General features: G+C 63.4%; 22 protein-coding genes. 9 read left to right on the top strand and 13 right to left on the bottom strand.

Annotation, left to right across the window (positions count from 1 at the left end; all coding sequences use genetic code 11):
• Window positions 1–157: 157 nt before the first annotated feature.
• Window positions 158–1,744, top strand: coding sequence for a trimethylamine methyltransferase family protein (locus tag M2267_RS18600; protein WP_429116102.1), 1,587 nt, complete (start codon window positions 158–160; stop codon window positions 1,742–1,744).
• A gap of 54 nt (window positions 1,745–1,798) precedes the next feature.
• Here the strand turns inward: M2267_RS18600 and M2267_RS18605 are convergent, their stop codons facing one another.
• Window positions 1,799–2,248: a host attachment protein gene (locus tag M2267_RS18605; protein WP_043623693.1), complete on the bottom strand. Its 450-nt coding sequence runs from the start codon at window positions 2,246–2,248 to the stop codon at window positions 1,799–1,801.
• Between the two features lie 127 nt (window positions 2,249–2,375).
• Complete coding sequence (locus M2267_RS18610; protein WP_043623696.1) at window positions 2,376–3,050, bottom strand: helix-turn-helix transcriptional regulator; 675 nt, start codon at window positions 3,048–3,050, stop codon at window positions 2,376–2,378.
• A 149-nt stretch (window positions 3,051–3,199) separates the two neighbouring features.
• On the opposite strand from M2267_RS18610, the gene M2267_RS18615 reads away from it, so the two are divergent.
• The 3 genes from M2267_RS18615 (at window position 3,200) to M2267_RS18625 (ending at window position 6,483) form a co-directional block, all read left to right on the top strand.
• Window positions 3,200–3,499, top strand: coding sequence for a hypothetical protein (locus M2267_RS18615; RefSeq protein WP_043623699.1), 300 nt, complete (start codon window positions 3,200–3,202; stop codon window positions 3,497–3,499).
• 38 nt (window positions 3,500–3,537) lie between these two features.
• Window positions 3,538–4,638, top strand: coding sequence for a DNA alkylation repair protein (locus M2267_RS18620; protein WP_429116105.1), 1,101 nt, complete (start codon window positions 3,538–3,540; stop codon window positions 4,636–4,638).
• A gap of 294 nt (window positions 4,639–4,932) precedes the next feature.
• Entirely contained in the window at window positions 4,933–6,483 is a 1,551-nt protein-coding gene (locus M2267_RS18625; protein ID WP_402320052.1) for a DEAD/DEAH box helicase, read from the top strand.
• Window positions 6,484–6,629: 146 nt separating this feature from the next.
• On the opposite strand, the gene M2267_RS18630 is transcribed toward M2267_RS18625, so the two are convergent.
• The 3 genes from M2267_RS18630 to M2267_RS18640 all read right to left on the bottom strand — a co-directional run bounded on the left by M2267_RS18630 (window position 6,630) and on the right by M2267_RS18640 (window position 9,090).
• Complete coding sequence (locus tag M2267_RS18630; RefSeq protein ID WP_043623328.1) at window positions 6,630–7,505, bottom strand: DMT family transporter; 876 nt, start codon at window positions 7,503–7,505, stop codon at window positions 6,630–6,632.
• Window positions 7,506–7,686: 181 nt separating this feature from the next.
• The gene (locus M2267_RS18635; protein ID WP_043623308.1) at window positions 7,687–8,142 is read right to left on the bottom strand and encodes a GyrI-like domain-containing protein; all 456 of its coding nucleotides are present in this window, start codon (window positions 8,140–8,142) and stop codon (window positions 7,687–7,689) included.
• A gap of 78 nt (window positions 8,143–8,220) precedes the next feature.
• A complete protein-coding gene (locus M2267_RS18640) occupies window positions 8,221–9,090 on the bottom strand; it encodes a LysR substrate-binding domain-containing protein (protein WP_429116107.1) in 870 nt (289 codons plus the stop codon).
• 80 nt (window positions 9,091–9,170) lie between these two features.
• On the opposite strand from M2267_RS18640, the gene M2267_RS18645 reads away from it, so the two are divergent.
• The 4 genes from M2267_RS18645 (at window position 9,171) to M2267_RS18660 (ending at window position 13,764) form a co-directional block, all read left to right on the top strand.
• Complete coding sequence (locus tag M2267_RS18645) at window positions 9,171–10,250, top strand: YeiH family protein (RefSeq protein ID WP_429116109.1); 1,080 nt, start codon at window positions 9,171–9,173, stop codon at window positions 10,248–10,250.
• 234 nt (window positions 10,251–10,484) lie between these two features.
• Window positions 10,485–11,879, top strand: coding sequence for a circularly permuted type 2 ATP-grasp protein (locus tag M2267_RS18650; RefSeq protein WP_192447211.1), 1,395 nt, complete (start codon window positions 10,485–10,487; stop codon window positions 11,877–11,879).
• Window positions 11,880–11,882: 3 nt separating this feature from the next.
• Complete coding sequence (locus M2267_RS18655) at window positions 11,883–12,821, top strand: alpha-E domain-containing protein (protein ID WP_043623314.1); 939 nt, start codon at window positions 11,883–11,885, stop codon at window positions 12,819–12,821.
• Window positions 12,822–12,936: 115 nt separating this feature from the next.
• The gene (locus M2267_RS18660) at window positions 12,937–13,764 is read left to right on the top strand and encodes a transglutaminase family protein (RefSeq protein ID WP_429116111.1); all 828 of its coding nucleotides are present in this window, start codon (window positions 12,937–12,939) and stop codon (window positions 13,762–13,764) included.
• Window positions 13,765–13,819: 55 nt separating this feature from the next.
• On the opposite strand, the gene M2267_RS18665 is transcribed toward M2267_RS18660, so the two are convergent.
• The 8 genes from M2267_RS18665 to chvE all read right to left on the bottom strand — a co-directional run bounded on the left by M2267_RS18665 (window position 13,820) and on the right by chvE (window position 23,844).
• A complete protein-coding gene (locus M2267_RS18665) occupies window positions 13,820–14,488 on the bottom strand; it encodes a hypothetical protein (RefSeq protein WP_429116113.1) in 669 nt (222 codons plus the stop codon).
• 257 nt (window positions 14,489–14,745) lie between these two features.
• A complete protein-coding gene (locus tag M2267_RS18670) occupies window positions 14,746–15,054 on the bottom strand; it encodes a hypothetical protein (protein WP_429116115.1) in 309 nt (102 codons plus the stop codon).
• A 431-nt stretch (window positions 15,055–15,485) separates the two neighbouring features.
• A complete protein-coding gene (gene araD / locus M2267_RS18675; RefSeq protein ID WP_429116116.1) occupies window positions 15,486–17,231 on the bottom strand; it encodes an L-arabinonate dehydratase in 1,746 nt (581 codons plus the stop codon).
• 55 nt (window positions 17,232–17,286) lie between these two features.
• Window positions 17,287–18,720 (bottom strand): aldehyde dehydrogenase family protein, encoded by a 1,434-nt coding sequence (locus tag M2267_RS18680; protein ID WP_429116118.1) that lies wholly within the window; start codon window positions 18,718–18,720, stop codon window positions 17,287–17,289.
• Between the two features lie 50 nt (window positions 18,721–18,770).
• Window positions 18,771–19,766 carry an AraD1 family protein gene (gene araD1, locus M2267_RS18685; RefSeq protein WP_429116120.1) on the bottom strand — a complete coding sequence of 332 codons (996 nt, stop codon included), beginning with the start codon at window positions 19,764–19,766 and terminating at the stop codon, window positions 18,771–18,773.
• Window positions 19,767–19,934: 168 nt separating this feature from the next.
• Window positions 19,935–21,143, bottom strand: coding sequence for a multiple monosaccharide ABC transporter permease (mmsB, locus tag M2267_RS18690; protein WP_043611659.1), 1,209 nt, complete (start codon window positions 21,141–21,143; stop codon window positions 19,935–19,937).
• On the bottom strand, window positions 21,143–22,678 hold the full coding sequence (mmsA, locus tag M2267_RS18695) for a multiple monosaccharide ABC transporter ATP-binding protein (protein WP_192446992.1): 1,536 nt from the start codon (window positions 22,676–22,678) through the stop codon (window positions 21,143–21,145). Before mmsA ends, mmsB begins: the two co-directional genes overlap by 1 nt.
• A gap of 98 nt (window positions 22,679–22,776) precedes the next feature.
• Entirely contained in the window at window positions 22,777–23,844 is a 1,068-nt protein-coding gene (gene chvE / locus M2267_RS18700; protein ID WP_034793892.1) for a multiple monosaccharide ABC transporter substrate-binding protein, read from the bottom strand.
• Window positions 23,845–24,131: 287 nt separating this feature from the next.
• Here chvE and M2267_RS18705 point away from each other — a divergent pair, with 287 nt between their 5' ends.
• Window positions 24,132–25,103, top strand: coding sequence for a LysR family transcriptional regulator (locus M2267_RS18705; RefSeq protein ID WP_429116123.1), 972 nt, complete (start codon window positions 24,132–24,134; stop codon window positions 25,101–25,103).
• The last annotated feature ends 5 nt before the right edge of the window (window positions 25,104–25,108 follow it).

Raw genomic sequence — 25,108 nt, forward strand, 5'->3', positions numbered from 1 at the left:
CGATTGCGGCCTGTCTTGAGCGGTTGCGCCATCCGGCTGCAGAAATGCGTCAGGGTAAGCGATTTACTCCACAAGAGAACTGAACTGTCGCAAATGGCGGGCCATCGCCGCTTCGAATCTGCGACACACTCCCCATCGGCAACACGGTGGGTCTTTCATGAACGACGATCAGTTTCCCGATGCGGCAACCGGCGACGCAGCCTCGACGCCGCTGGAGCGCCGACGCCGCCCGGGCGGGCGCAGTGCCGAGCGTGTGCGCAGATCCCCCGGCGGAAAATATCTCAATCTTGTCAATACGCTGGCGAAATCCACCGTCCTTTCGGATGATGCGCTTGAATCGGTGCATGAGGCGTCGCTGACGATCCTCGAAGAGATCGGCATGGACGTCATCCTGCCGGAGGCGCGCGAGCGGATGAAGGCGGCCGGCGCCGACGTGACACCCGGCACCGACAGGGTGCGCTTCGACCGCGGGCTGATCATGGACATGATCGCCTCGGTACCGCCAACCTTCACCATGCATGCCCGCAACCCGGCCCGCAATGTCGCCATCGGCGGCAACAATCTCGTCTTCGCCCAGATCGCCAGCGCGCCCTTCGTCGCCGACCGGGACGGCGGCCGGCGCACCGGCAACCAGGAGGATTACCGCAAGCTGGTGAAGCTCGCGCAATCCTATGACATCGTCCACACGACCGGCGGCTATCCGGTCGAGCCGGTCGACATCCATGCCTCGGTGCGCCACCTCGATTGCCTCTCCGACATGGTGAAACTTACCGACAAGGTGTTCCACGTCTATTCGCTCGGCCAGCAGCGCAACACCGACGGCATCGAGATCGCCCGCATCGGCCGCGGCATCTCGATGGAGCAGATGGAACGCGAGCCCTCGCTCTTCACCATCATCAACACCTCCTCGCCGCTCCGGCTCGACGGGCCGATGCTGCAGGGCATCATCGAGATGTCCTCGCGCAACCAGGTGGTCGTGGTCACGCCCTTTACGCTCGCCGGCGCCATGGCGCCGGTGACGATCGCCGGTGCACTGGTGCAGCAGAACGCCGAGGCGCTCTGCGGCATCGCCTTTACCCAGATGGTTAGGCGCGGCGCGCCGGTCATGTATGGCGGCTTCACCTCCAATGTCGACATGAAGACGGGCGCACCCGCCTTCGGCACGCCGGAATACATGAAGGCGGTGGTCGCCGGCGGCCAGCTCGCCCGCCGCTACAACATCCCCTACCGCACCTCGAACACCAACGCCGCCAATACGCTGGACGCTCAAGCGGCTTACGAATCCGCCATGTCGCTCTGGGCGCTGACGCAAGGGGGCGGCAACTTCGTCATGCACGCCGCCGGCTGGACCGAGGGGGGGCTTACGGCCTCGTTCGAGAAGTTCATCCTCGATGTCGACATGTTGCAGATGGTGGCGGAATATCTGACCCCGCTCGATGTCAGCGAGGATGCCCTTGGCCTCGATGCCGTGCGCGACGTCGGCCCCGGCGGTCATTACTTCGGCACGCTGCACACGCTGCAGCGCTACGAGACCGCCTTCTATTCGCCGATCCTGTCGGACTGGCGCAACTTCGAGACCTGGACCGAAGCCGGGCGGCCGACGACCTACGACCATGCCAACCGGATCTTCAAACAGAAGCTCAACGACTATGAGCGCCCGCCGCTCGATCCCGCGATCGAGGAGGAACTCGACGCCTTCGTCGCCAAGCGCAAGGCGGAAGGCGGCGTCCCGACCGATTTCTGACGGGACGCCCTGGATATACCGGAAAGCGCTACGAAGCCCGGCTGCGGCCAAGCCTTAAGGGAACACTGCGGCCCGTGCCGTTGCGATCAGTTGCTCGGTGGTTGCAGCCACGCAATTGCGGTCGATCTCGGCGACTGTCCGCTCGCGGACATGGGCGGAAAGCTGCTTGCGGAGATCGCCAAGCGTCCGGGGTGCCGCACAGATCACCAGGCTGTCGAAGGCCTGGTTGGCGGCATAGCTTTCGAGCCTTCCGGCCACATCAGCAACAAAGCGCTGCTGCTCCTCGCGAACAGGATCGCTCTTGTATTCCATGGCCGAGCGGCCGTGTCCGACGGACGAATGCGAGCGGCCCGGCTTGTCGGCCATGATGTCCTGAACGCGCTTCGGTTCGGTGTGAAAGGTCTCCTCCTCCGGCCGCTGGCGCTCTTCCTTCAACAGGTTCACGCCCTTGACGATGCGCGCGGTGTTACCATCCGCGGCCAGTATCCAAGTCCGGTTCTGCACGATTGTCTCCCAGTGAAAGGTGTGGATCGCGAAGGGTCATGAAGACCCTGTAAAGGAAACGAACGAGCGGCGATCCGGTTCCATCGGAAGGTAGCGACGATGCTGATTGTTTCGCCGCATGCACCGGTCACATCCGCGCGATATAGGCTTCGAAGCTGCGCTCCGGCATCACCTCGTAGCGTTCGCGCTGGACGTGAAGCGCGCTGATCCTGTCGACCCGGAAATCGCGGAAATCCGACCTCAGTTCGCACCAGCCCGTCAGCAGCCAGAAGTGCCCGAAGACGCTCAAGCCCAGCGGCCAGATGATGCGCTCGGAATGTTCGTCCTTGAGGCTGTCATAGGCCAGGCGAAGCTTGCGACGCCCGGCGATCGCCAGGCGGATCTCGCCGAGCAGCGCCGGCGGTTCTGGCTGGAGCGACGAGCGGAAGGCGCGAAGCGGTGCTGCCGTCAGCCGCTGCCGATGTTCGGGCGGCAGGCCATGGGCAATCTTCTCCATCGCCTCGCGCGCCGCCTGGGCGAGCCTGCCGTCGCCGAGCATCTGCACCGCCCGCGCGCCGAAGGCGAGCGCTTCCAGCTGCTCGAAGGTAAAGGCAAGCGGCGGCGCATCGAACGCGCCGCGCAGGAGATAGCCGACGCCGCGCTCGCCGTCGATCGGCGCGCCTGAGGCGATCAGGTGCTCCATGTCGCGATAGATGGTGCGCTGGGCGACCTCCATCTTCTCGGCGATCTCGCGCGCCGTCATCACCCGGCCGCTCGCGCGCAGGAGCTGAATGATGCGAAACAGCCGGTCGGCGGGTCTCATGTCTGGCCTCCCAACGGCAAGGCGTCGTTGACGTATCAAAGGGCTACCGCGCGCCTGGCTTGTCCACAAGCACGCCGCCGTCGGCAATGGCCATAAGGCTGTCAGTTGCCCTGTGTTAAATCAAGCGACAACTCACAGGGAGCATCCTCATGACCAGCGATCACATCCTCGAACTTGCCGTCTGCATCGTCACCGACAGGCCGGCCGCGACGGCCACGCGCCAGCGCGCCATGCAGGCGGTTTCACGCTATCCGGGCTTCGTCTCCTGGCGCGCTGTCGATTCCTGCGAGACTTCGGGCATGTTCGCCGACCTGGTCGAATGGGAAACGCTGGAGGCTGCGAAATCGGCCGGCGAGCGCGTCCGGGTCGACCCTGAGTTCGCACCTTACGCAGCCACCATCAGCGCGGTAATGCTGGTGCAGCATTTTAGTGGCGGCCAGCGGATCTGACCGACCCGGAATTAGACGAACAAAGGATTGCCTGAGCGATGGCCGAACCACTGAAGAACCTGCTGCACCCCGGTGTCGTCGTCGCCATCGCCGATGCGCTCGGGCGTAACGCGGGAACCTTCGATCGCAGGAAGTTCATGGTGCTTGCGGGTGAAGGCCTGGAGGCGCTGGAGCTGATGCAGCGGTCGCTGCAGATCCGCGACGCGCTGGTCGAGACGCTGCCGCAGGCATTTCCGGAGGCGGCCGCCATCCTCGGCGCCTGCCTTCCCCGCGACGGCGCCGAGGGCATCAGCGGCTGGTCGCTGCTGCCCGTCAGCCAGTACGTCGCCTTGCGCGGCCTCGACGACTTCGACCTTTCGCTGTCGCTGCTGCGCGCGCTGACGCCGCATTTCACAGCCGAGTTCGGCATCCGCGTCTTCATCGATCGTGATCAGGAGCGCGCCCTTGCGACGATCCGCGGCTGGACGAAGGACCCCAACCATCACGTCCGTCGATTGGCGAGCGAAGGCACCCGCCCGCGCCTGCCCTGGGCGATGCGGCTGCCGCAGCTCATTCGCGATCCGCAGCCGATCCTGCCGATCCTGACGGCCCTCCTCGACGACCCCGAGGACTATGTGCGCCGCTCGGTTGCCAACAGCCTCAACGACATCGCCAAGGACCATCCCGACCTGGTGGCCGCTTTCGTCGCCGAGCATATCGGCGACGCATCGCCGGAGCGCCGCCAGCTTCTACGCCACGCCTCGCGCACGCTTTTGAAGCAGGGCCACGCGGACGCACTCGGCAATTTCGGTTTTGCGCCCCTGGCCGGCATCAATGCCCGCTTTTCGCTCGATCGTTCGGACATCGTGCTGGGCGAAAGTCTCGGCCTGCGCCTCGCCGTCAGCCATGACGCCGAGACGAGCCAGAAGGTGATGATCGACTACGCCGTGCACCACCGCAAGGCAAACGGCGCAACCTCGCCGAAAGTGTTCAAGTGGACGTCGGCGACGCTTGCCCCCGGCGCCTCGATCGAGATCGAGAAACGCCATGCGATCCGGCCAATCACCACCCGCAAATACTACCCCGGCACCCACCGCATCGTCATCCTCGTCAACGGCCAGGAAGCAGCCGAAGCGGGCTTCGATCTCGCGCTTGAGTAGATCTCATTTCGCACCTGCGAAAAGATGGACCTTGACTTTTTCGTCCAAACCAACGACATGGTGCCCAGCGTCACCTTCCGGCCGCCGCGTGAGCGCGCCCTCGGCAGACATAGAAAGCCGTGAAGAAGGATAGCGCACATATCACCGCAATAGGCGGCACAGCACAGGCGCTTGACGACTTAATTCAACCCACAAGTTCCCAATTCACGCGGGGTTCTTGACGCCGAACGACACCGGAACAGCAACAACGCGGTTCCGGCGAATGCGTTTGGCGCCCCCAAAAGGTATATGCATTTGTCCACCTTTAAAGATCTCGGCCTCTCCGAGCACATTCTGGAAACCCTGTCTGCCAACGGCTTCGAAAAGCCGACCCCGATCCAGGCACAGGCCATTCCGCTGGTGCTGAAGGGCAACGATCTCATCGGCCTCGCCCAGACCGGCACCGGCAAGACCGCTGCCTTCGGCCTGCCGATGATCGAAAAGCTGGTCGCCGAAAGCCGGCGTCCCGATCCGCGCAACATCCGCGCGCTGGTGCTGGCACCGACCCGTGAACTGGTCAACCAGATCGCCGCCAACCTCAAGCTGTTCGTGAAGAAGTCGCCGATCAAGGTCGGCGTCGTCGTCGGCGGCGTTTCGATCAACAAGCAGACCGAGCAGCTTGCCCGCGGCGTCGACATCCTGGTCGCCACGCCCGGCCGCCTGCTCGACCTCGTCGCCCGCAAGGCCGTGACGCTGACGCAGGGCCGTTACCTGGTGCTTGACGAAGCCGACCAGATGCTCGACCTCGGCTTCATCCACGACCTTCGCAAGATCTCCAAGCTGGTGCCAAAGAACCGCCAGACGCTGCTCTTCTCGGCCACCATGCCGAAGCAGATCGCCGAGCTCGCCGGCGAGTACCTGACCAACCCGGTCAAGGTCGAAGTCACGCCTCCGGGCAAGGCTGCCGACAAGGTCGAACAGTACGTGCACTTCGTGCCCGGCAAGGACCTGAAGACGCAGATCCTCAAGAAGTCGCTGACCGACAACCCGGACGGCCTGTCGCTGATCTTCAGCCGCACCAAGCACGGCGCCGAGAAGCTGATGAAGCATCTCGACCACGTCGGCTTCAAGGCCGCCTCGATCCACGGCAACAAGAGCCAGGGCCAGCGCGAGCGCGCGCTCAAGGCCTTCCGTGACGGCGAGATCCGCGTGCTGGTCGCAACCGACGTCGCTGCCCGCGGCATCGACATTCCCGGCGTTACTCACGTCTACAACTACGACCTGCCGGAAGTGCCGGATGCCTATGTTCACCGCATCGGCCGCACCGCGCGCGCCGGCCGCGACGGCATCGCCATCGCCTTCTGCGCGCCGGACGAAATCCGCCTGCTGCGCGACATCGAGAAGCTGATGGGCATCAACATTGCCGTTGCCAGCGGCGAGGCTCCGGCCGACCAGGCGCGTCCGGCCAAGGGCCGCGGCGGCCGCGGCAACAACGGCGCCGGCCACCGCAAGGGCAATGGCGGCGGTCATCACCAGAACGGCGGCCGTCCGCCGCGTCGTGAGCGCCCGGCCGGCGAGCCGGTTGCAGCCACCAGTGGCTTTACCGGCGACGACCTGCTGCGCGACGAGCGCCGCCCGCAGCGCCAGGAGCGCCGCGATCACGGCCACCCGCAGACTGACGGCCGTGGCGAAGGCAACCGCAACCACGAAGGCAAGAAGCACCACGGACGTCCCGGCCAGAAGCAGGGCGACCGTCGTGACCGCAACCAGGGCGGCCGCAACGAAAACCGTGGCGGTGGCGAGCGTCGCGAAGGCGGCCAGGGCCAGCGTCGGGGCAATGGCGGCAATCGCGGCCACCAGGGCTGACCGAGGCGCTGCGCGTCGATCAGGCGCGCAAAGCCATCGTAGTACTTAGAAATATGAACGGCGGGTCGCTTCGGCCCGCCGTTTTCGTTTTGGACTGTTCGCCTATCGCCATAGCAAAACCGCTACACGCCCTCGCACGTCGTGGGTCAAGCCTGCTTGCGGTTGGTCAGATAGACGCCGGCAACGGCAATGATGGTGCCGATGACCATCGGCAGCGTCAGCGCTTCGCCGAAGAAGAGCCACGCCTGCACGGCGGCGAGCGGCGGCACGAGATAGATCAGCGACGCTGCGCGCGACACCTGCCCGCGACGGATCAGATAAAGCAGCAGCGCGATCGCCCCCATCGAGAGCCCGAGAACCGACCAGGCAAGCGCCAGAACCACCTGGAGGTTCCAGGTCACGTGCAGGTCTTCCAGCATCAGCGCCAGCGGAATCGTCACGATCAGCGCGCCGAGATATTGCAGCGCTGCGATGGTGCGGATGTCGCCGCTCTGCAGATGGCGCTTCTGGTAGAGCGTGCCATAGGTGACGGCGCCCATGCCGAGCACGTTGATGATCACGGGCAGAAAGTGGATCGGCGTCGCACCCGTGTCGATCGCCAGCACCTTCGGCAGGACGGCAAGAGCAATGCCGAAGAAGCCGAGCACCAGCCCAAGCTTCTGCTGCACGCTCAGCCGTTCGTCGATGACGAAGGCCGCGGCGACCGCGGTCATCAGCGGCTGAAGGCCGGCGATGATGCCGGAGATGCCGGCCGGCACGCCTTCGCCGATCGCCCACCAGACCGACCCGAGATAGAGCCCGTGCAGGAACATGCCGGACAGGATCGCATGACCGGCCATTTTCCAGGACTTCGGCCACTGCGCGCCGGTGACGACGCAGAAGAGGATGAAGAGCGCGATCGCCAGCGTGTAGCGCAACACGAGAAAGGTCAGTGGATCTGCGTAGACCGCAGCATATTTCGCCACGACCCAGCCGGTGGACCAGAGCAGAACGAAGATGGCGGGAGCCAGACGGGCGAGCATGGTGAGCCTATCGGAATGACGGCGGCAGGCGGAAAGCATGAGCCGCCCTCGCTGAAGCGCGCCTGGCCGCTGTAACGCTTTGATCTGCCGCTGATTTCGCGCTCAAATCCTCTGATTTAAGCACTCATGCAAGTATCCGCGCCGGTATTGATGGTCAAAGCAATTTTTCTGATGGGAAGCATCAGCCAATCGGAACCATCAGCCTGAGCGAGGATAGCGACAGCGAGACGAAACCGGGATCGTACTCCTCGCGATAGTGCAGCAAGGCGGTATCGATCGCGAGGCCTTCGGCCGCGATCCAGTCGAACATTTTCTGGTAATGGGCAAAGACGTCGCCGGCGTCAGGGTGATGCAGGGCCGTTACGAAGCGCATGGCCGGCAGGTCGACATGGCCAGGGTGCACGGTCGTCTCGGCCTTGTCGGAGACATAGCCGACGAGATAGCGAAAGCCATCCGGACGATCGTTCCAGGAGATGCCGACCAATGCCGTATGGTCGCCGGGATGAAGATGCTGGTGGTGCCCCTGCATTTCGGCGATCAGCCGGCGCACGGCGCCATCGGCCGCCTCGACAAAGGTTCCCTCCCAGAACGATCCGGAAATGCGCTGTGCGGGTCTCTCCACGATTTCGAACGCCATGGTCACCTCTTTGAACGGGCAATCCCGCAAACATTGGCAGGCTTTCGCCGCCATCGCAGGAGAGAAACGGACCTGCTCTCAAAGCAGTTCCACGAAGGCGCGTGCCGCGCGGCTGAACTGCCTCTCGCGATGGGTCAAAAGTTCGAAGCTGCGCTCGGCCAGTTCGAACGGCAGTTCCACCAGCCGGCCGCTGTCGACGAAGGGTTGTGCGGCAAGCCGGGAAACGGCCGTCACGAACGGACCGCTTTCGACCGCCGTCAGCACCGCCTCGTTCGAGGGCAGCTCAAGCTCGACCCTGAGCCGATCGACGTCTGCACCATGATCGTCCATCGATTGCAGGAACATTGCCCGCGTGCCGGAGCCTTCCTCGCGCAGCACCCAACGCGCAGAAAGCAGCATTTCCAGATTGACCGAGGCGCCGACGAACGCATGGCCAGGCGCGGCATAGACGGCGATGCGATCGACGGCGACGCGGCGATGGTCGAGCTTGGCGCCATCCACGCGCCCCTCGACGAAGCCGAGCTGCGCGGTCCCCTCCTCCACCGCCTCGGCGACGACGGCCGTGTTGCGCACGGTGAGCTTCACGTCGACCTGGGGATAGTCGTGGGTGAAGCGGGCAAGCCGCGACGGCAGCCAATAGCTCGCAACCGTCTGGCTCGCTGCAATCGACAGTTCGCCACGGCGAAGCTCGGAGAGATCGCGAAGACAGGCGGTGGCCGCGGCTGCCCGGGCAAGTACCGCTTTTGCCTCCGGCAGGAAGATCTTGCCGGCATCGGTCAGCGTCAGGCCGCGGCCAACGCGATCGAACAACCGGACATCGTGCTGGGTTTCAAGCGCTGCGATCGCCGCACTTGCGGCTGACTGCGTGACGTTCATCGCCTCGGCGGCTTTGGTCATGTGCAGCCGCTCGGCGACCGCGACGAAGATTTTAAGCTGATCGAGTGTCATGGTAGATCAATCTCAAAAATCGATCAGAATGACAAGAATAATCCGTTAGACTGATTCATGGATGAGCGTAGGTTGCGCCCATGTCCAGATCGCATTCCCCATTTCGTTCCCATTTTTCCTCAGCCGCCTCCCGCCTGACGCGCATTCTTCCGGGCCTTTTCCTCTGCTGTCTCGTCGCCCTTGCGGCCATCGGGCTCGAATGGATCGAGCGGCGCTGGACCGGCCGAGCCTGGCTGGAAGCCCTCGTTCTCGCGATCCTTCTCGGCGCTATCGTCCGCACCCTCTGGACGCCCGGCTCGCGCTTCCTTTCCGGTATTCACTTCTCGGCGAAGATCCTGCTGGAGACGGCGATCGTGCTCATCGGCGCGATGCTGAGCTTCGACGCGATCGCCAAGAGCGGGCCGACCTTGCTCGTCACCATCGTCGTGATGGTCCTCCTGTCGATTACCACCGGTTACGTGATCGCGCGATTGCTCGGCCTGCCGAAGCGCCTGGCGACGCTGATTGCCTGCGGCAACGCCATCTGCGGCAACTCCGCGATCGCGGCCGTCGCACCGGCGATCGGTGCCCGCGGCGAGGAAGTCGCAGCCGCAATCTCCTTTACCGCCATCCTCGGCATCGCCGTCGTCCTGTCGCTGCCCTTCATCGGCGGCTGGCTCGGCATGACGCCCCAGGGCTACGGCGTCTTTGCCGGCATGACCGTCTATGCCGTGCCACAAGTCCTGGCCGCCGCCAGCCCCTTCAGCCCGCTCTCGGTCCAGGTCGGCACGCTCGTCAAGCTGGTGCGCGTCCTGATGCTTGGCCCCGTCGTCTTCTGCTTCTCGCTGATCGGCAGCCGCGATGAGGAGCCGGAATGCAAAGCGCCCGGACAACGCAAGTCGCCGCTCGCCACGATCCTCCACTTCGTTCCCTGGTTCATCCTGGGTTTCGTGGCCGTTGCCATTGCCCGCAACAGCGGCGCAATCTCCGACACGCTCGCGACTGACGCCGTGACGGTCTCCACCTGGCTGACCGTCATCGCCATGGCCGCCCTTGGCCTTGAGGTCGACATCCGCGCGCTTGCCCATTGCGGGCCGCGTGCAAGCGCTGCCGCCACGCTGTCGCTGCTGGTGCTCTGTGTTCTTGCGGTGCTCGCCATCGTCTGCCTGGGCCTCGGCTAGCTTCGGCGCCTGCGTCCAAATTTAGAGCACGTGCATATTTCTTGCCCACCCGGTCGCAACCGCTTTCGGCGACCGGATGCGGCTGCCTTGCCGTTGGGCAGATTTTCCCGCGAACGGGCGCTTCTGGCGGGGCCAACTTTCTTTTCGGGCGACTGAGCACGCTTCTTGCATTGCAACCAGCCTTGTACTCAAATGGTCAAAAATAAGGGGACCACGCCTTTGGCATTTGACGAAATGATGAATGCGGACAGCAGTCCGCGCCAGCCATATTCGACCTATCATGATTGGTATGCCAGCCAGGACAGAAATCGGCTCATAGCGAAATCCAAGGACGCCGAGAACATCTTCCGGAAAACCGGCATCACCTTCGCGGTCTACGGACACGCAGACAGCTCCGAAAAACTCATCCCCTTCGACCTCATCCCCCGCATCATCTCCGGCCGCGAATGGCGCAAGCTCGCGCAAGGCATCGAACAGCGGGTCATCGCACTCAACGCCTTCCTCGACGACATCTACCACAAGCAGGAAATCATCCGCGCCGGCCGCATCCCGCGCGAACTGATCGAGAAGAACGAAGCCTTCCTGCCGCAGATGATCGGCTTCCGGCCGCCGGGCGGCGTCTACACCCACATCGTCGGCACCGACATCGTCAGAACCGGCGAAGACCAGTTCTACGTTCTCGAAGACAATGCGCGCACCCCGTCCGGCGTCAGCTACATGCTGGAAAACCGCGAAACAATGATGCAGATGTTCCCGGAACTCTTCCATCAGAACCGCGTGCGCCCGGTCGAGAACTACCCCAATCTGCTGCGCCAGAGCCTTTCGTCGCTCGCCCCTCCCGGCTGCAGCGGCAAGCCGCGCGTGGCGGTGCTGACGCCCGGCATCTACAATTCCGCCTACTATGAGCACGCCTTCCTCGCCGACCAGATGGGCGTCGAGCTCGTCGAAGGCTCGGACCTGCGGGTGATCGACGGCAAGGTGAAGATGCGCACCACCCGCGGCTACGAGGCGATCGACGTGCTCTACCGCCGCGTCGATGACGACTTCCTCGATCCGCTCACCTTCCGACCGGATTCCGCTCTCGGTATTCCCGGCATCATGGACGTCTACCGCGCCGGCAACATCACGATTGCCAACGCGCCGGGCACCGGGATTTCCGACGACAAGGCGATCTATTCCTATATGCCCGAAATCGTCGAGTTCTACACCGGCCGCAAACCGCTGCTCGAAAACGTGCCGACCTGGCGCTGTTCCGAGCCGCAGAGCCTGAAATACGTGCTCGAGCATCTCGAAGAGCTGGTGGTCAAGGAGGTCCACGGCTCCGGCGGCTACGGCATGCTGGTGGGCCCGACGGCGACCAGGAAGGAACGCGCCGTCTTCGCCGAAAAACTGAAGGCCCGCCCGACCAACTACATCGCCCAGCCGACGCTTTCGCTTTCCACCGTGCCGATCCTCGTCAACAAGGGTATCGCGCCCCGGCACGTCGATCTTCGCCCCTATGTTCTCGTCTCAGACAAGGTCCAGATCATCCCCGGCGGCCTGACGCGCGTGGCGCTGAAAGCCGGTTCGCTCGTCGTGAATTCCAGCCAGGGTGGCGGGACCAAGGACACCTGGGTGCTGGAGGACTGAGAGATGCTGGGAAGAACCGCAAACGGCCTCTACTGGATGTTCCGCTACATCGAGCGGGCGGAAAACAGCGCCCGGCTGATTGATGCCGGCCTGCGCATGTCGCTGACCCGAAGCGAGGCGAGCGAGGACGATTGGGACGGCGTGCTGCAAAGCGCTGGTGTGCGCGAACTCTATGATGAAGCGCACGAAAAGCTGACGAGCATCGACGCGATCGACTTCCTCTTGCGCGACCGCGCCAACCCGTCGAGCGTCATGTCCTGCATCGAAGCAGGCCGTCACAACGCCCGCATGGTGCGCACGGCCCTTACCCGCGAGACCTGGGAAGCGACCAACGAGTGCTATCTCGAGATGAAGGCGATGCTGTCGAAGAAGGCGCGCCCGACCGACATGCCGGAGATCATCGATGCGATCAAGCATCGCGCCGGCCTCATCCGCGGCGCCTTCCACGGCACGATGCTCAGGAACGAGATCTTCAATTTCTCGCGCATCGGCACCTTCATCGAGCGGGCCGACAACACCGCCCGCATCCTCGACGTGAAGTACTATGTGCTTCTACCGGCGGTCGCCGCCGTCGGCTCGTCGATGGACAACGTGCAGTGGGAATCGATCCTGCGTTCGGTCTCGGCGCATCGCGCCTATGGCTGGGTCTACGACGCCGAGCTTCGTCCCGCCAACATCGCCGACTTCCTGATATCGAACGGTCGCATGCCGCGCTCGCTTGCCTATTGCTACGAGAAGATCGCCAGCAATCTCGGCTACCTCGAACGGGAATATGGTGAGCGCCATGCGGCGCACGACACAGCTGACCGCACGCTCGCGTCACTGCGCAGCCAGTCGATCAAGGACATCATGGACCAGGGGCTGCATGAGTATCTCGAAGACTTCATCAGCCACAACAACCGTCTGGGACAGGAAATCTCCGACGGCTACCGGTTCTACTAGTGCAATTCCAGCGAAAGCGTGGCGCGGCTTCGCGTTCAAAATTGCGTAAAAACAAGGAGATAGAGCGCTTTCACAACTCTGTTTTGACCGGAAGCGCTCTAGATCGGAGGATGGCATGCACCTGAAGATCAGCCACACGACCGAATATCACTATGACGAGCCCGTGCAGTATGCCCTGCAGCGCCTGCGACTGACGCCCCTGACACAGGTGGGCCAGACCGTGCTCGGCTGGGAGACCTTGGTCGATGGCGCTGCGATCGAAGTGAGCTACGACGACCACTTCGGCAACCGCGTTCATCTCGTCAGCGTCGACGGCGACCGCGATACGATCCACATTACGGCCTCCGGCGAGGTCCACACGGAGGATCGTGCTGGCGTCTTCGGGCCGCACCAGTCCTACGTGCCGCTCTGGCTCTACGCCCGCGAAACGCCGCTCACCAAGGCCGGCAAGCTGATCCGTGATCTCTCGAAATCCGCCGAGGGCGACACCGACCTTGCCCGCATGCATGCGCTGATGGCGGCCATCCATGAAGCCGTGGAATACAAGCCCGGTGAGACCCACGCGGAGACGACGGCCGAAGACGCACTCGAAAGCGGCCACGGCGTCTGCCAGGATCATGCGCATATCCTGATTGCGGCGGCGCGCTCCCTCGATCTGCCGGCACGCTATGTCTCGGGTTACCTGATGATGGAGGGGCATCCCGAGCAGACCGCCAGCCATGCCTGGGCCGAAGTGCACCTCAACGGGCTTGGCTGGGTGGGCTTCGACGCCGCCAACAAGATCTGCCCGGATGATCGCTATGTCCGCATCGCCTCCGGCCTTTGCTACCGCGACGCCGCTCCCATCTCCGGGCTGATCCACGGCGAAGCCAAGGAGACGCTGAAGGTATCGGTGACGGTCGAACAGCAGCAGCAAAGCCAGAGCCAGTCGCAAAGCCAGTAGGTGACCCGACGGGGCGCAGCGTGCGTCCCGTCGGTGCAGGCCCAAGTCTCAGGCCTTACCGCGAAGCGCTCGCCTGCAGGATGCGGCAGAGCGAAACCAGCCCGCTGTCATAACCGCCGCCAACGACATCGCGACAGCGTTTGATCAGCTTGACCCGCTCGCCGGCGGGCAGTGCATTGAACGCGGCCATCGAAGCGCCCGGCGAAACCGCACCGCCGGAACCGCCTCCGGTTCCACCGCCAACGCTGCCGCCACCCCCGGGGCTCCCGCCGCCGGACCCTGTTCCAACGCCCACGCCGAGCCCAAGCCCGACGCCATTGCCACCGCCGGCATTGGCCTTGAGACCGGCAGTCAGCCCATTCCGTCCACCGACCGTGGCATTGACCGACGTGTTGAGCCCCTTGCCACCACCAAGGCCGACATCGGCGTCGGCGTTGATGCCATTGGCGCCGCCGGCGCTCGCCCGCACATCGGCATTGACGCCTTGCGATCCGCCGACAGAGGCGTTGGCGTTGGCATTGACGCCGTTTGCGCCACCGAGCGACGCATCGACATCGGCCTTAAGGCCGTTCGAGCCGCCGAGGCCCACATTGGCGTTCAGCCCATTCGCACCGCCGACGGACACGCCGACGCCAAGACCGTTTGCACTCTGTGAAAATGCCGGCTGAGACAGCGCCACCGTCGCAAGAAGACCGAGCGACAACGCAAGTACATTCCTCCGCATGATCGTCCTCCTTTTCAGGCTCGGGACCGGAATGGCCCCGGCAAAAGGGATACGTTCTGGGGTTGCCGCCGGTTGCCGCGGATCAGCCGAAAACGGAGGGTTTTGTGCTGTGTGGATAACACAAGGCAAAGATGCCGCCGGATACGTGTCTTTTCGAGACGATGACCTTGGCACTCACATAGGTTCACCGCACCGAAACCGATGCGGTGATCGTGTCTGAGGCTCCGCTCAATGGTAGCCGATCAAAGGAGGCCTGCTCAGACGCGCGACGCCGTCAGGCTGACCAACGGCCCGAAAAAGCCGATGATGCGCGTAATGCGCGTCTGGCCGGGATCGAGGAATGCGATATCCAGACCCTCGGGAAAGGATGATCCGTCGGGCATCACAAACCGCCAGGCGAAGCGTGCGATGCCATGATGAACATCCAGGTCGCTTGTCCGCGCAATGCGCGCGCCCGGATGCCTGGCCTGAATGCCGGCGATATGCGCGAGCAGTTCTTCTGCGCCGACGGCATGAACCGTTGGATCCGTATACGTTGCGCCATCGGCCCAGATCCGTACCAGCAACGCCCGCCTCTGCTCGGCGTCCTCCGACGACCAGGCGGCGCAATAGGTATCGATGAGTTCTGTCAACGGCACGCTTCTTCACTCCTTCGGATCATAGTTCCAGCACTGCCGCGGCCGCCCCGTCTGCAGGCCCGCACCGTCGCGGGGATAAACTATGATGTCGACGCTGCGACGCCGATACGCACCCAGTGGTAAGTGCTTACCCAGAAGTAAGGGAAGAGGAACAGGCCTGCGGACGAAGGCGGATTGCAGGCGTGAAAACAATCGCAGCGTAAAGGTCCGCCCGCGGCGTTGCTTGCGGGTGCGCCAGGCCTGTTCAGCGCGCAGTGCAATTGCCGTGCGACGGCGGCCTTTGCACATCTGATATGACGCAAGCTGTGGTGCACGCCGAAGTCGCACGAGCGGACCCGTCCGCTCGTGCGCCGACAGCGTCAGTGGCTGTCGCGGTTCATCGGGATTTCAGCACCGCGCGGGCCGACGAGGAAGTCGAGATCCGCGCCCGTGTCGGCCTGCATCACGCTCTTGACGTAAAGGCCGGCATAACCACCCTTGAGCGGCATCACCGGCGACACCCAGGCCGCACGGCGACGGGCCAGTTCTTCGTCGGAGACGTCGAGATGGATGGTGCGGGCCGGCACGTCGACGGCGATCATGTCGCCGTTTTGAACGAGCGCCAGCGGGCCACCGTCGGCCGCTTCCGGTGCCGTATGCAGGATCACGGTGCCGTAGGCCGTGCCGGACATGCGCGCATCCGAGATGCGGATCATGTCGGTGATGCCCTTCTTCAGCACCTTCGGCGGCAGGCCCATGTTGCCGACTTCGGCCATGCCCGGATAACCCTTCGGGCCGCAATATTTCAGCACCATCACGCAGGTTTCATCGATGTCGAGATCTTCGCGGTTGATGCGGGCGTGATAGTCCTCGATGCTCTCGAACACGACGGCGCGGCCCTTGTGCTGCATCAGGTGCGGCGAGGCGGCCGACGGCTTCAGCACACAGCCCTTCGGCGCGAGATTGCCGCGCAGCACCGCGATGCCGCCGGACTTGGTCAGCGCCTTGTCGCGCGGCACGATCACGTCGTCGTTGTAGTTGACGACATCCTTGACGTCGTTCCAGATCGTATCGCCGGTGACGGTCACAGCATCCTTGTGAAGCAGGCCCATCTCGCCCAAGGCCTTGATCACGACCGGAAGGCCGCCGGCGTAATAGAACTCCTCCATCAGGTACTTGCCCGACGGCTGCAGGTTGACGATCGTCGGCACGTCGCGGCCAAGGCGATCCCAGTCGTCGAGGCTGAGATCGACACCGACGCGGCCGGCAAGCGCCAGCAGGTGCAGCACGGCATTGGTCGAGCCGCCGACGGCGCCGTTGACGCGAATGGCGTTCTCGAAGGCTTCCTTCGTCAGGATGTCCGAGGGCTTCAGGTCTTCCTTGACCATGTCGACGATGCGGCGGCCGGAGAGCTGCGAAATCACCCGACGGCGGGCGTCGACGGCGGGGATCGCCGCATTGCCGGGAAGCGTCATGCCGAGCGCTTCGGCCATCGAGGCCATCGTCGAGGCCGTGCCCATGGTCATGCAGCTGCCGGCCGAGCGGGCCATGCCCTGCTCCGCGTCCATGAATTCGGCGAGCGACATCTCGCCGGACTTCACCATTTCCGAGAATTGCCAGATCGCCGTGCCGGAGCCGACATCCTTGCCGCGCCACTTGCCGTTCAGCATTGGGCCGCCGGAGACGAGGATAACCGGGATATCGACGCTGGCAGCGCCCATCAACAGGCTCGGCGTGGTCTTGTCGCAGCCGCCAAGCAGCACGACGCCATCGACCGGATTGCCACGGATCGCTTCTTCGACGTCCATCGCCGCGAGGTTGCGGAACATCATCGCGGTCGGGCGCAGCGTGCTTTCGCCGACGGAAAACACCGGAAACTCGACCGGGAAGCCGCCGGCCTCGTAGACGCCGCGCTTCACCCGCTCGGCAAGGTCACGCAGATGCGCATTGCAGGGCGTCAGCTCCGACCAGGTGTTGCAGATGCCGATGATCGGCCGGCCATCGAAGGTGTCGGCAGGCAGGCCCTGGTTCTTCATCCAGGAGCGGTGCATGATGGCATTCTTGCCGGTGCCGCCGAACCAATCCTGCGACCGCAGCTTGCGCGGCCATTCAGCTTTCTTCTTCATCTCTTCCTTCCTTATGCGGCCCGCGCCGTTCACGCGGGCCCAATGACGGCGCGCTTCAGGCGAGCGTGTAGGCCGTCTTGACGGTTGTGTAGAACTCGGCGGCGTAGCGTCCCTGCTCGCGCGAGCCGTGGGACGAGCCCTTGCGGCCGCCGAAGGGCACGTGGAAGTCGACGCCTGCCGTCGGCAGGTTGACCATCACCATGCCGGCCTCGGCATTGCGCTTGAAATGGGTCGCGTGCTTGAGGCTGGTGGTGGCAATGCCCGACGACAGACCGAAGGGCGTGTCGTTGGCAACGGCAAGCGCCTCGTCGTAGTCCTTGACCCGAATGACGGACGCGACCGGGCCGAAGATCTCTTCCCGGCTGATGCGCATCTGGTTGGTCGCTTCGGTAAACAGCGCCGGCTGCAGGTAGAAGCCGGGGGTGTCGCGCTTCAGAAGCTCGCCGCCGAAGGCGAGCTTGGCGCCCTCCTGGCGGCCGATGGCGATATAGTCGGTATCCTGGTTGAGCTGGCTCTCATCGACCACCGGACCGATCTGGGTGCCGGCCTTCAAGGCGTCGTCAATAACAAGCCCCTTCATGCGTTCGCCCATGGCCGCGACGAAGCGATCGTGAATACCCTCGGTGACGATGAGGCGCGACGACGCAGTGCAGCGCTGGCCAGTCGAGAAGAAGGCGGAATTGACCGCTGCCTCGACCGCGACATTGAGGTCGGCGTCGTCGAGCACGACGAAGGGGTTCTTGCCGCCCATCTCCAGCTGGTATTTGCGATTGTGTTCGACCGAGGCCAGCGCCACGCGTTTGCCCGTGCCGGTCGAGCCGGTGAAGGTGATCGCGTGCACATCCGGGCTGTCGAGCATCGCCTGGCCGACGACCGAGCCCTTGCCCATGACGAGGTTCAGGACGCCTTTCGGCAGGCCGGCGCGGTGAAGAATGTCGACGATCGCCCAGGAACTGCCGGGAACCAGCTCGGCCGGCTTGAAGACGACGGTGTTGCCGTAACAAAGCGCCGGCGCGATCTTCCAGGCAGGAATGGCGATCGGGAAGTTCCAGGGCGTGATGATGCCGACGACGCCGATCGGCTCGCGGGTGATCTCGACGCCGATATTGGGTCTTGCCGACGGCAGCACTTCGCCTGCCAACCGCAGGCATTCGCCGGCGAAGAAGTCGAAGATCTGGCTGGCGCGCACGGTCTCGCCGATGCCTTCGGCCAATGTCTTGCCTTCCTCGCGCGACAACAGCTTTCCGAGTTCGTCCTTGCGGGCAAGGATCTCGTCGGCGGTCTTCCTGAGGATCGCGTGGCGCTCGAGGATGCCCGAGCGCGACCAGGCCGGAAACGCCGCCTTCGCAGCGGCAATCGCCGCACGTGCATCGTCCGCAGACGCGCGGGCATATTCGCCAACCACGTCGTTGGTGTCGGACGGGTTGATGTTGGCAACCCCGTCACCGCCGACCCATTCGCCGGCAATCAGGTTCTGGTGCAATGTCATGGAGGCTCCTTCCTTCTCGCGCAATCCGGCGTTACGCGCCGGCGCTGCGGTCAGAGTTGCTGGATGGCGACCGGCTCGTCGGCGGCGATGGCAAGCGCGTTGCGAAGCGGCAGGCCGAAGCCCGAAGCCTCGATCTCGAACACGTCGCCTTCCTCGGTGCGGATGCCGTCACCGAAGGACAGCGTTGCCGTGCCGAACATGTGCACGTGCACGTCGCCCGGCTGGCGGAACAGGCCGTACTTGAAATGGTGATGCTCAAGATTGGCGAAACTGTGCGACATGTTGGCTTCGCCCGACAGGAACGGCTTTTCCCAGAGCACTTTGCCGCCGCGCAGGATGCGCGACATGCCGCGGATATCCTCCGGCGCCACGCCGATGCGGATTTCCGGACCGAAGCTCGCCTGACGCAGCTTCGAATGCGCCAGCCAGAGGTAGTTGACCCGCTCGGTCTTGTGGTCGGAGAACTCGTTGGCAACGGCAAAGCCAATCCGGAACGGCACGCCCGTCTCGGAGATCACGTAGATGCCGGCCATTTCCGGCTCTTCGCCGCCGTCTTCGGCAAAGGCAGGCGAGGTGAGCGCCGCGCCCGGCGCCACGGCAGACGTGCCGTTGCCCTTGTAGAACCATTCGGGCTGCACGCCGGTCTCGCCTGATTTCGGCTTGCCGCCTTCGAGGCCCATGCGGAACATCTTCATCGAGTCCGTCAACGTTTCCTCGGCTGCCTCGCTTGTCTTCTTGTGCATGGCGTCGCGGGTCGCAGCCGAGCCCAAGTGCGTGAGCCCCGTGCCGGTCAGGTGCAGGTGAGCCGGATCCGGATGGGTGATCGGCGGCAGGAAGCGTCCCTCCGCATAGGCCTTGTCGAGGTCGACGGCAGCACCGAGACCCTTGGCCTCGATCGTCTCCTTCAGGCTGCGCCCGGCATTGGCCGCTTCCATCGCCAGCGCATAAACGCTCGCCGCACCGTTGACCGCATGCGCCGCCTCGCCGGGCTGCCGCACCGCCACCGTGATCGATCCGTCTTCGTTCCTGATCTGCGAAATCAGCACGATGCTATCCTTCCTATCGTCTCGGGTCGCTGTGTTCGCCTTCTCGAGGCAAAAGCATCCCCGTGGGTGGCTCTCGCCACCCAATTCCGGCGGACCAATCCGCCGATCCTGGCAGCCGCAGCCGCCGGTGAATGTTACTGGTTTACGCCGGGTCTTATGGCTTTGCGCTCAACCCTTGTTCTTGTTGTAGACATCGAAGAACACGGCAGCCAGCAGCACGAGGCCCTTGATCAGCTGCTGGTAATCGATGCCGATGCCCATGATCGACATGCCGTTGTTCATCACGCCCATAATGAAGGCGCCGATGACAGCCCCGATGATCTTGCCGACGCCGCCCGACGCCGAGGCGCCGCCGATGAAGCAGGCCGCGATGACGTCGAGTTCGAAGCCGACGCCGGCCTTCGGCGTGGCCGAGTTGAGGCGAGCGGTGATGATCATGCCGGCGAGTGCGGCAAGCACGCCCATGTTGACGAAGGTGTAGAAGGTAAGCCGTTCGGTATTGATACCCGACAGCTTGGTCGCCTTGACGTTGCCGCCCATCGCATAGATGCGGCGACCGATCGTCGAACGGGTGGTGATGAAGGTGTAGAGCGCAATCAGCACGGCCATGGCGATCAGCACGTTCGGCAGGCCGCGATAGGTCGCAAGCTGGAACCCGATGAACAGCGCCACGGCGGCAATGACCGCCATCTGCACGGCGAAGAAGATGAACGGCTCGTTTTCCGTGCCGTGCTGCTCGTTGATCTTGCGGTCGCGAATGCCCGCATAGATCGCGTAGCCGACGAGCGCGATGACGGCGACGAGCGCCACCATGTTCTGGATGGTCTCGGGCGCCGGGTTGAGGAAATAGAGGAAGTCCGGAACGAAGCCCGTCGACAGCAGCTGGAATTCCTTCGGGAACGGACCGATCGGGCGGCCGCCGAGCACCACATAGGTGAGCCCGCGGAAAACTAGCATGCCGGCCAGCGTCACGATGAAGGACGGGATCTTCTGGTAGGCAACCCAATAGCCCTGTGCCGCCCCCATGATGCCGCCAACGATCAGACAGGCGGGGATGACGACGATGGCCGGCAGCCCCCACTTGACCAGCATGATCGCCGAGATCGCGCCGATGAAGGCGACGATCGAGCCGACCGACAGGTCGATATGCCCGGCAACGATGATCAGCAGCATGCCGAGCGCCATGATGACGATGAACGAGTTCTGCAGCACCAGGTTGGTAATGTTGACCGGCTTGAACAGCACGCCATTGGTGACGAACTGGAAGAACAGCATGATCACGACGAGCGCGACCAGCAGGCCGTATTCGCGGATGTTGTTCTTGAGGTAGTCCCCGATCGAGGGCTTGTTGTTTTGGGTGCTCGTATCGGCGACCATTAGTGTTTCTCCCCTGAACGCATGATGGCACGCATGATGGATTCCTGGCTCGCTTCCGCCTTCGAAAGCTCCGCGACGATGCGGCCCTCGTTCATGACGTAGATGCGATCGCAGGTTCCAAGCAGCTCCGGCATTTCCGATGAAATCATCAGGATGCCCTTACCCTCGGCGGCAAGCTGGTTGATGATGGTGTAGATCTCATACTTCGCGCCGATATCGATGCCGCGTGTCGGCTCGTCGAGAATGAGAACTTCCGGATTGGTGAACAACCACTTCGACAAGACGACCTTCTGCTGGTTGCCACCCGAAAGGTTGACCGTTTCCTGATAGATCGAGTGCGAACGGATGCGCAGCTTCGAGCGATAGTCGGAAGCGACCTTCGCTTCCTTGCGATCGTCGATGACGCCGTTCGCGGCCACCGCCTTCAGGTTGGAGAGCGTCGTGTTCTCCTTGATGTTGTTGATCAGCACGAGGCCGAGCTGCTTGCGGTCCTCGGTGACATAGGCAAGCCCCGCATCGATCGCCCGCGGAATGGTGCTGACGTCGACGGGTTTGCCGCGCATCTTCACGTCGCCGGTGATCTTGTGGCCCCAGGACTTGCCGAAGAGGCTCATCGCCGTTTCAGTGCGCCCTGCCCCCATCAACCCGGCGATGCCGACGACCTCGCCGGCGCGCACCGTGAAATTGACGTCGTGCAGGAACTGCCGATCGCGGTGCTGCTGGTGGAAGACGTTCCAGTTCTTCACTTCGAGCAGCGTCTCGCCAATCTTCGGTTCGCGCGGCGGATAGCGGTCTTCCATGGCGCGGCCGACCATGCCCTTGATGATCCGGTCTTCGCCGATGTCTTCGCTGTGACAGTCGAGCGTCTCGACCGTGCCGCCGTCGCGCAGGATGGTGATCTGGTCGGCGACCTTCCGGATCTCGTTCAGCTTGTGCGAGATGATGATCGAGGTCATGCCCTGCGTGCGAAACTCCATCAGCAGCTTCAAAAGCGCGTCGGAGTCCGTTTCGTTGAGCGAGGCGGTCGGCTCGTCGAGGATCAAGAGCCGCACCTTCTTCGACAGCGCCTTGGCGATCTCGACCAGCTGCTGCTTGCCGACGCCGATGTCGGTGATCAGCGTCGCCGGGCTCTCGCTGAGGCCAACCTTCTTCAAGAGTTCCTGTGTGCGGGCGAAGGTCTGCGGCCAGTGGATCACGCCGTTGCTGGCGATCTCGTTGCCGAGGAAAATGTTCTCGGCGATCGACAGCAGCGGCACCAGTGCCAGTTCCTGGTGAATGATGATGATGCCGAGGTCTTCGCTGTCGGAAATCGTCGAGAAGCGGCGGGCTTCGCCGCCATAGTGGATCTCGCCGTCATAGGTGCCGGCGGGATAGACGCCGCTCAGCACCTTCATCAGCGTCGACTTGCCGGCGCCGTTTTCGCCGACGAGTGCGTGGATCTCGCCTTCGCGGACCTTGAAGCTGACATTGTCCAGCGCCTTGACGCCCGGAAACGTCTTGGTGATGCCCCGCATTTCAAGAATGATATTGTCCATGTTCAGTCATTCCAGCGGCAGTCTTTGAAGAGAGTACCGGCTCCGTCATCTGGATAAAAGGGCCCGCGCGCATGCACGGGCCCTCACGCTCAAAAAGATCAGTTGTTGATCTGGTCTTCGGTGTAGTAACCGGAGGAAACCAGCACGTCCTTGATGTTGGACTTGTCGACGGCAACCGGCTTCAAGAGGTAGGACGGTACGACCTTGACGCCGTTGTCGTAGGTCTTGGTGTCGTTCACTTCCGGCTCCTTGCCTTCCATGATCGCGTTGACCATGCCGACGGTGACCTTGGCGAGTTCGCGGGTGTCCTTGAAGATCGACGAATACTGTTCGCCGGCAAGGATCGACTTGACCGACGGCAGTTCGGCGTCCTGACCGGTGACGGCAGGCATCGCCATGTCGCCCGAGCCATAACCGACGCCCTTCAGCGCCGAGATGATGCCGATCGACAGGCCGTCATAGGGCGACAGAACGCCATCGACCTTGGCGTCGGTGTAGTTCGACGACAGCAGGTTTTCCATGCGGGCCTGGGCAACCGCACCGTCCCAACGCAGCGTGCCGACCTGGTCCATGCCCTTCTGGCCGGACTTGACGACGATCTTCTTGCTGTCGATCAGCGGCTGCAGGACCGACATCGCGCCATCGTAGAAGAAGAAGGCGTTGTTATCGTCAGGCGAGCCACCGAAGAGCTCGATGTTCTTCGGCTCGGTTGCGCCGTCGAGCTTGAGGCCCTGAACGAGCGAGGTTGCCTGCTGCACGCCGACCTGGAAGTTGTCGAAGGTGGCGTAGTAGTCGACATTGCCCGAGTCGCGGATCAGGCGGTCATAGGCGATGACCTTGACGCCGGCGTCGTGCGCCTTCTGCAGGATGTCGGAGAGCGTCGTGCCGTCGATGGCGCCGATGACGAGAACCTTGGCACCCTTGGTCACCATGTTTTCGATCTGGGCAAGCTGGTTCGGGATGTCGTCATCAGCAAACTGCAGGTCCGGCGTGTAGCCCGCTTCCTTGAACAGCTTCTCCATGGTCTCGCCGTCGGAAATCCAGCGGGTCGACGTCTTCGTCGGCATGGAAATGCCGACCGTGCCCTTGTCCTGCGCAAATGCCGGTGCAGCGAAGGACGCGATCGAAATCGCGGCGGCTGCGAGAAGCGAAGTCATCAATTTCATCAGTTCTCTCCCAAAAAAGTTGAAGCCGGCAGGCGAGAGCCTTTCCGTCTATGCGCAGCAATCCGCCGCCCGAGATCTTCGTCTCCGGCTGCGGTCAAGGTGAAGGAGAGGCCTCCCCGCCTCGCATGCTCCTACATGCGCTGGCACATAAGCAAAAACTGGAATGAAACCATATAACTGTCAAATACAATATTGCTTTGAATACATACCAAAAATGATATATCGAGCGTAAACAGTGTGATTTTTGAAAATCCCTGAAAACCAAATAAAAAAACGCAGAGGTTGAAATGCGCGATCAGAAACCGAGCACCGCCGGCGAACTCGTCGATTCGACGCTTTTCCGCTCGGGCCTGAAGATCAGCCACCTCCGCCTGATTCTCGCGATCGACGATCACCGCCGTATCAGCGCCGCCGCCGACGCCCTCGGCATCTCGCAACCGGCAGCATCGCGCATGCTCTCGGAAATCGAGACCATGCTGAAGGCGCCGGTCTGCGAACGCGTGGCGCGCGGCGTCCTGTTGACGCCCTATGGCGAAGCGCTGGCGCGGCGTGCGCGCAGCATCTTTCTGGAGCTGCGGGAGGCATCGCGCGAGATCAACGAGCTGAAGACCGGCAGCGGCGGTTCGGTCTCGCTCGGCTCTGTCACAGGCCCGGCGCTCAATCTCGCGGTGCCCGCCATCCGCCAGGTGATGACCGCCTATCCCGGCATCGAGATCAACGTCCAGATCGAAAACAGCAACGTGCTGGCAAGGGAACTGCTCGCCGCCCGCCACGATTTCATCATCGGCCGCATCCCCGACGACCAGCCGCCGCGGCTCTTCAACATGGTAGAGATCGGCTACGAGGAGGTTTGCCTGATCGTGCGCGACGGCCATCCGCTGCTCGACAAGCCCATGGTCGTCGCCGAGGACCTGCCCTCCTATGACTGGGTATTCCAGCCGCCCGGCACCCTTCTGAGACGCGCGGTCGAAGACAGTTTCGTGGCGGCCGGGGTGAGACTGCCGGCGACGGTGATCAACACCTCCTCGATCATCCTGACGCTGTCGATGGTGCGCAACACCAACGCAATTGCACCTGTGGCGCTCGACGTCGCCAACCTGATTGCCGGCAACGGCACGCCGGCCGGCGAAATCCGCATCCTGAAGACCGAAATCCCGATCCGAATCAAACCCTATGGGCTGATCACTGCCGAGGGACGCGCGCTGCCGCCGAGCGCCAAGCTGCTCTACGACCTGATCCTCAAGCAGGGCCGCGCCTGATCAGC

It is taken from the genome of Ensifer sp. KUDG1 (assembly GCF_050434285.1).
Classification (GTDB): domain Bacteria; phylum Pseudomonadota; class Alphaproteobacteria; order Rhizobiales; family Rhizobiaceae; genus Ensifer.

Coding starts and splice junctions, on each gene's coding strand:
- M2267_RS18620 (WP_429116105.1), top strand. CDS start 3,538: ATGGCCGAACCACTGAAGAACCTGCTGCACCCCGGTGTCGTCGTCGCC.
- chvE (WP_034793892.1), bottom strand. CDS start 23,844: ATGAAATTGATGACTTCGCTTCTCGCAGCCGCCGCGATTTCGATCGCG.
- M2267_RS18615 (WP_043623699.1), top strand. CDS start 3,200: ATGACCAGCGATCACATCCTCGAACTTGCCGTCTGCATCGTCACCGAC.
- M2267_RS18680 (WP_429116118.1), bottom strand. CDS start 18,720: ATGACATTGCACCAGAACCTGATTGCCGGCGAATGGGTCGGCGGTGAC.
- M2267_RS18655 (WP_043623314.1), top strand. CDS start 11,883: ATGCTGGGAAGAACCGCAAACGGCCTCTACTGGATGTTCCGCTACATC.
- M2267_RS18640 (WP_429116107.1), bottom strand. CDS start 9,090: ATGACACTCGATCAGCTTAAAATCTTCGTCGCGGTCGCCGAGCGGCTG.
- mmsA (WP_192446992.1), bottom strand. CDS start 22,678: ATGGACAATATCATTCTTGAAATGCGGGGCATCACCAAGACGTTTCCG.
- mmsB (WP_043611659.1), bottom strand. CDS start 21,143: ATGGTCGCCGATACGAGCACCCAAAACAACAAGCCCTCGATCGGGGAC.
- M2267_RS18630 (WP_043623328.1), bottom strand. CDS start 7,505: ATGCTCGCCCGTCTGGCTCCCGCCATCTTCGTTCTGCTCTGGTCCACC.
- M2267_RS18610 (WP_043623696.1), bottom strand. CDS start 3,050: ATGAGACCCGCCGACCGGCTGTTTCGCATCATTCAGCTCCTGCGCGCG.
- M2267_RS18600 (WP_429116102.1), top strand. CDS start 158: ATGAACGACGATCAGTTTCCCGATGCGGCAACCGGCGACGCAGCCTCG.
- M2267_RS18650 (WP_192447211.1), top strand. CDS start 10,485: ATGATGAATGCGGACAGCAGTCCGCGCCAGCCATATTCGACCTATCAT.
- M2267_RS18705 (WP_429116123.1), top strand. CDS start 24,132: ATGCGCGATCAGAAACCGAGCACCGCCGGCGAACTCGTCGATTCGACG.
- M2267_RS18645 (WP_429116109.1), top strand. CDS start 9,171: ATGTCCAGATCGCATTCCCCATTTCGTTCCCATTTTTCCTCAGCCGCC.
- araD (WP_429116116.1), bottom strand. CDS start 17,231: ATGAAGAAGAAAGCTGAATGGCCGCGCAAGCTGCGGTCGCAGGATTGG.
- M2267_RS18660 (WP_429116111.1), top strand. CDS start 12,937: ATGCACCTGAAGATCAGCCACACGACCGAATATCACTATGACGAGCCC.
- M2267_RS18635 (WP_043623308.1), bottom strand. CDS start 8,142: ATGGCGTTCGAAATCGTGGAGAGACCCGCACAGCGCATTTCCGGATCG.
- M2267_RS18665 (WP_429116113.1), bottom strand. CDS start 14,488: ATGCGGAGGAATGTACTTGCGTTGTCGCTCGGTCTTCTTGCGACGGTG.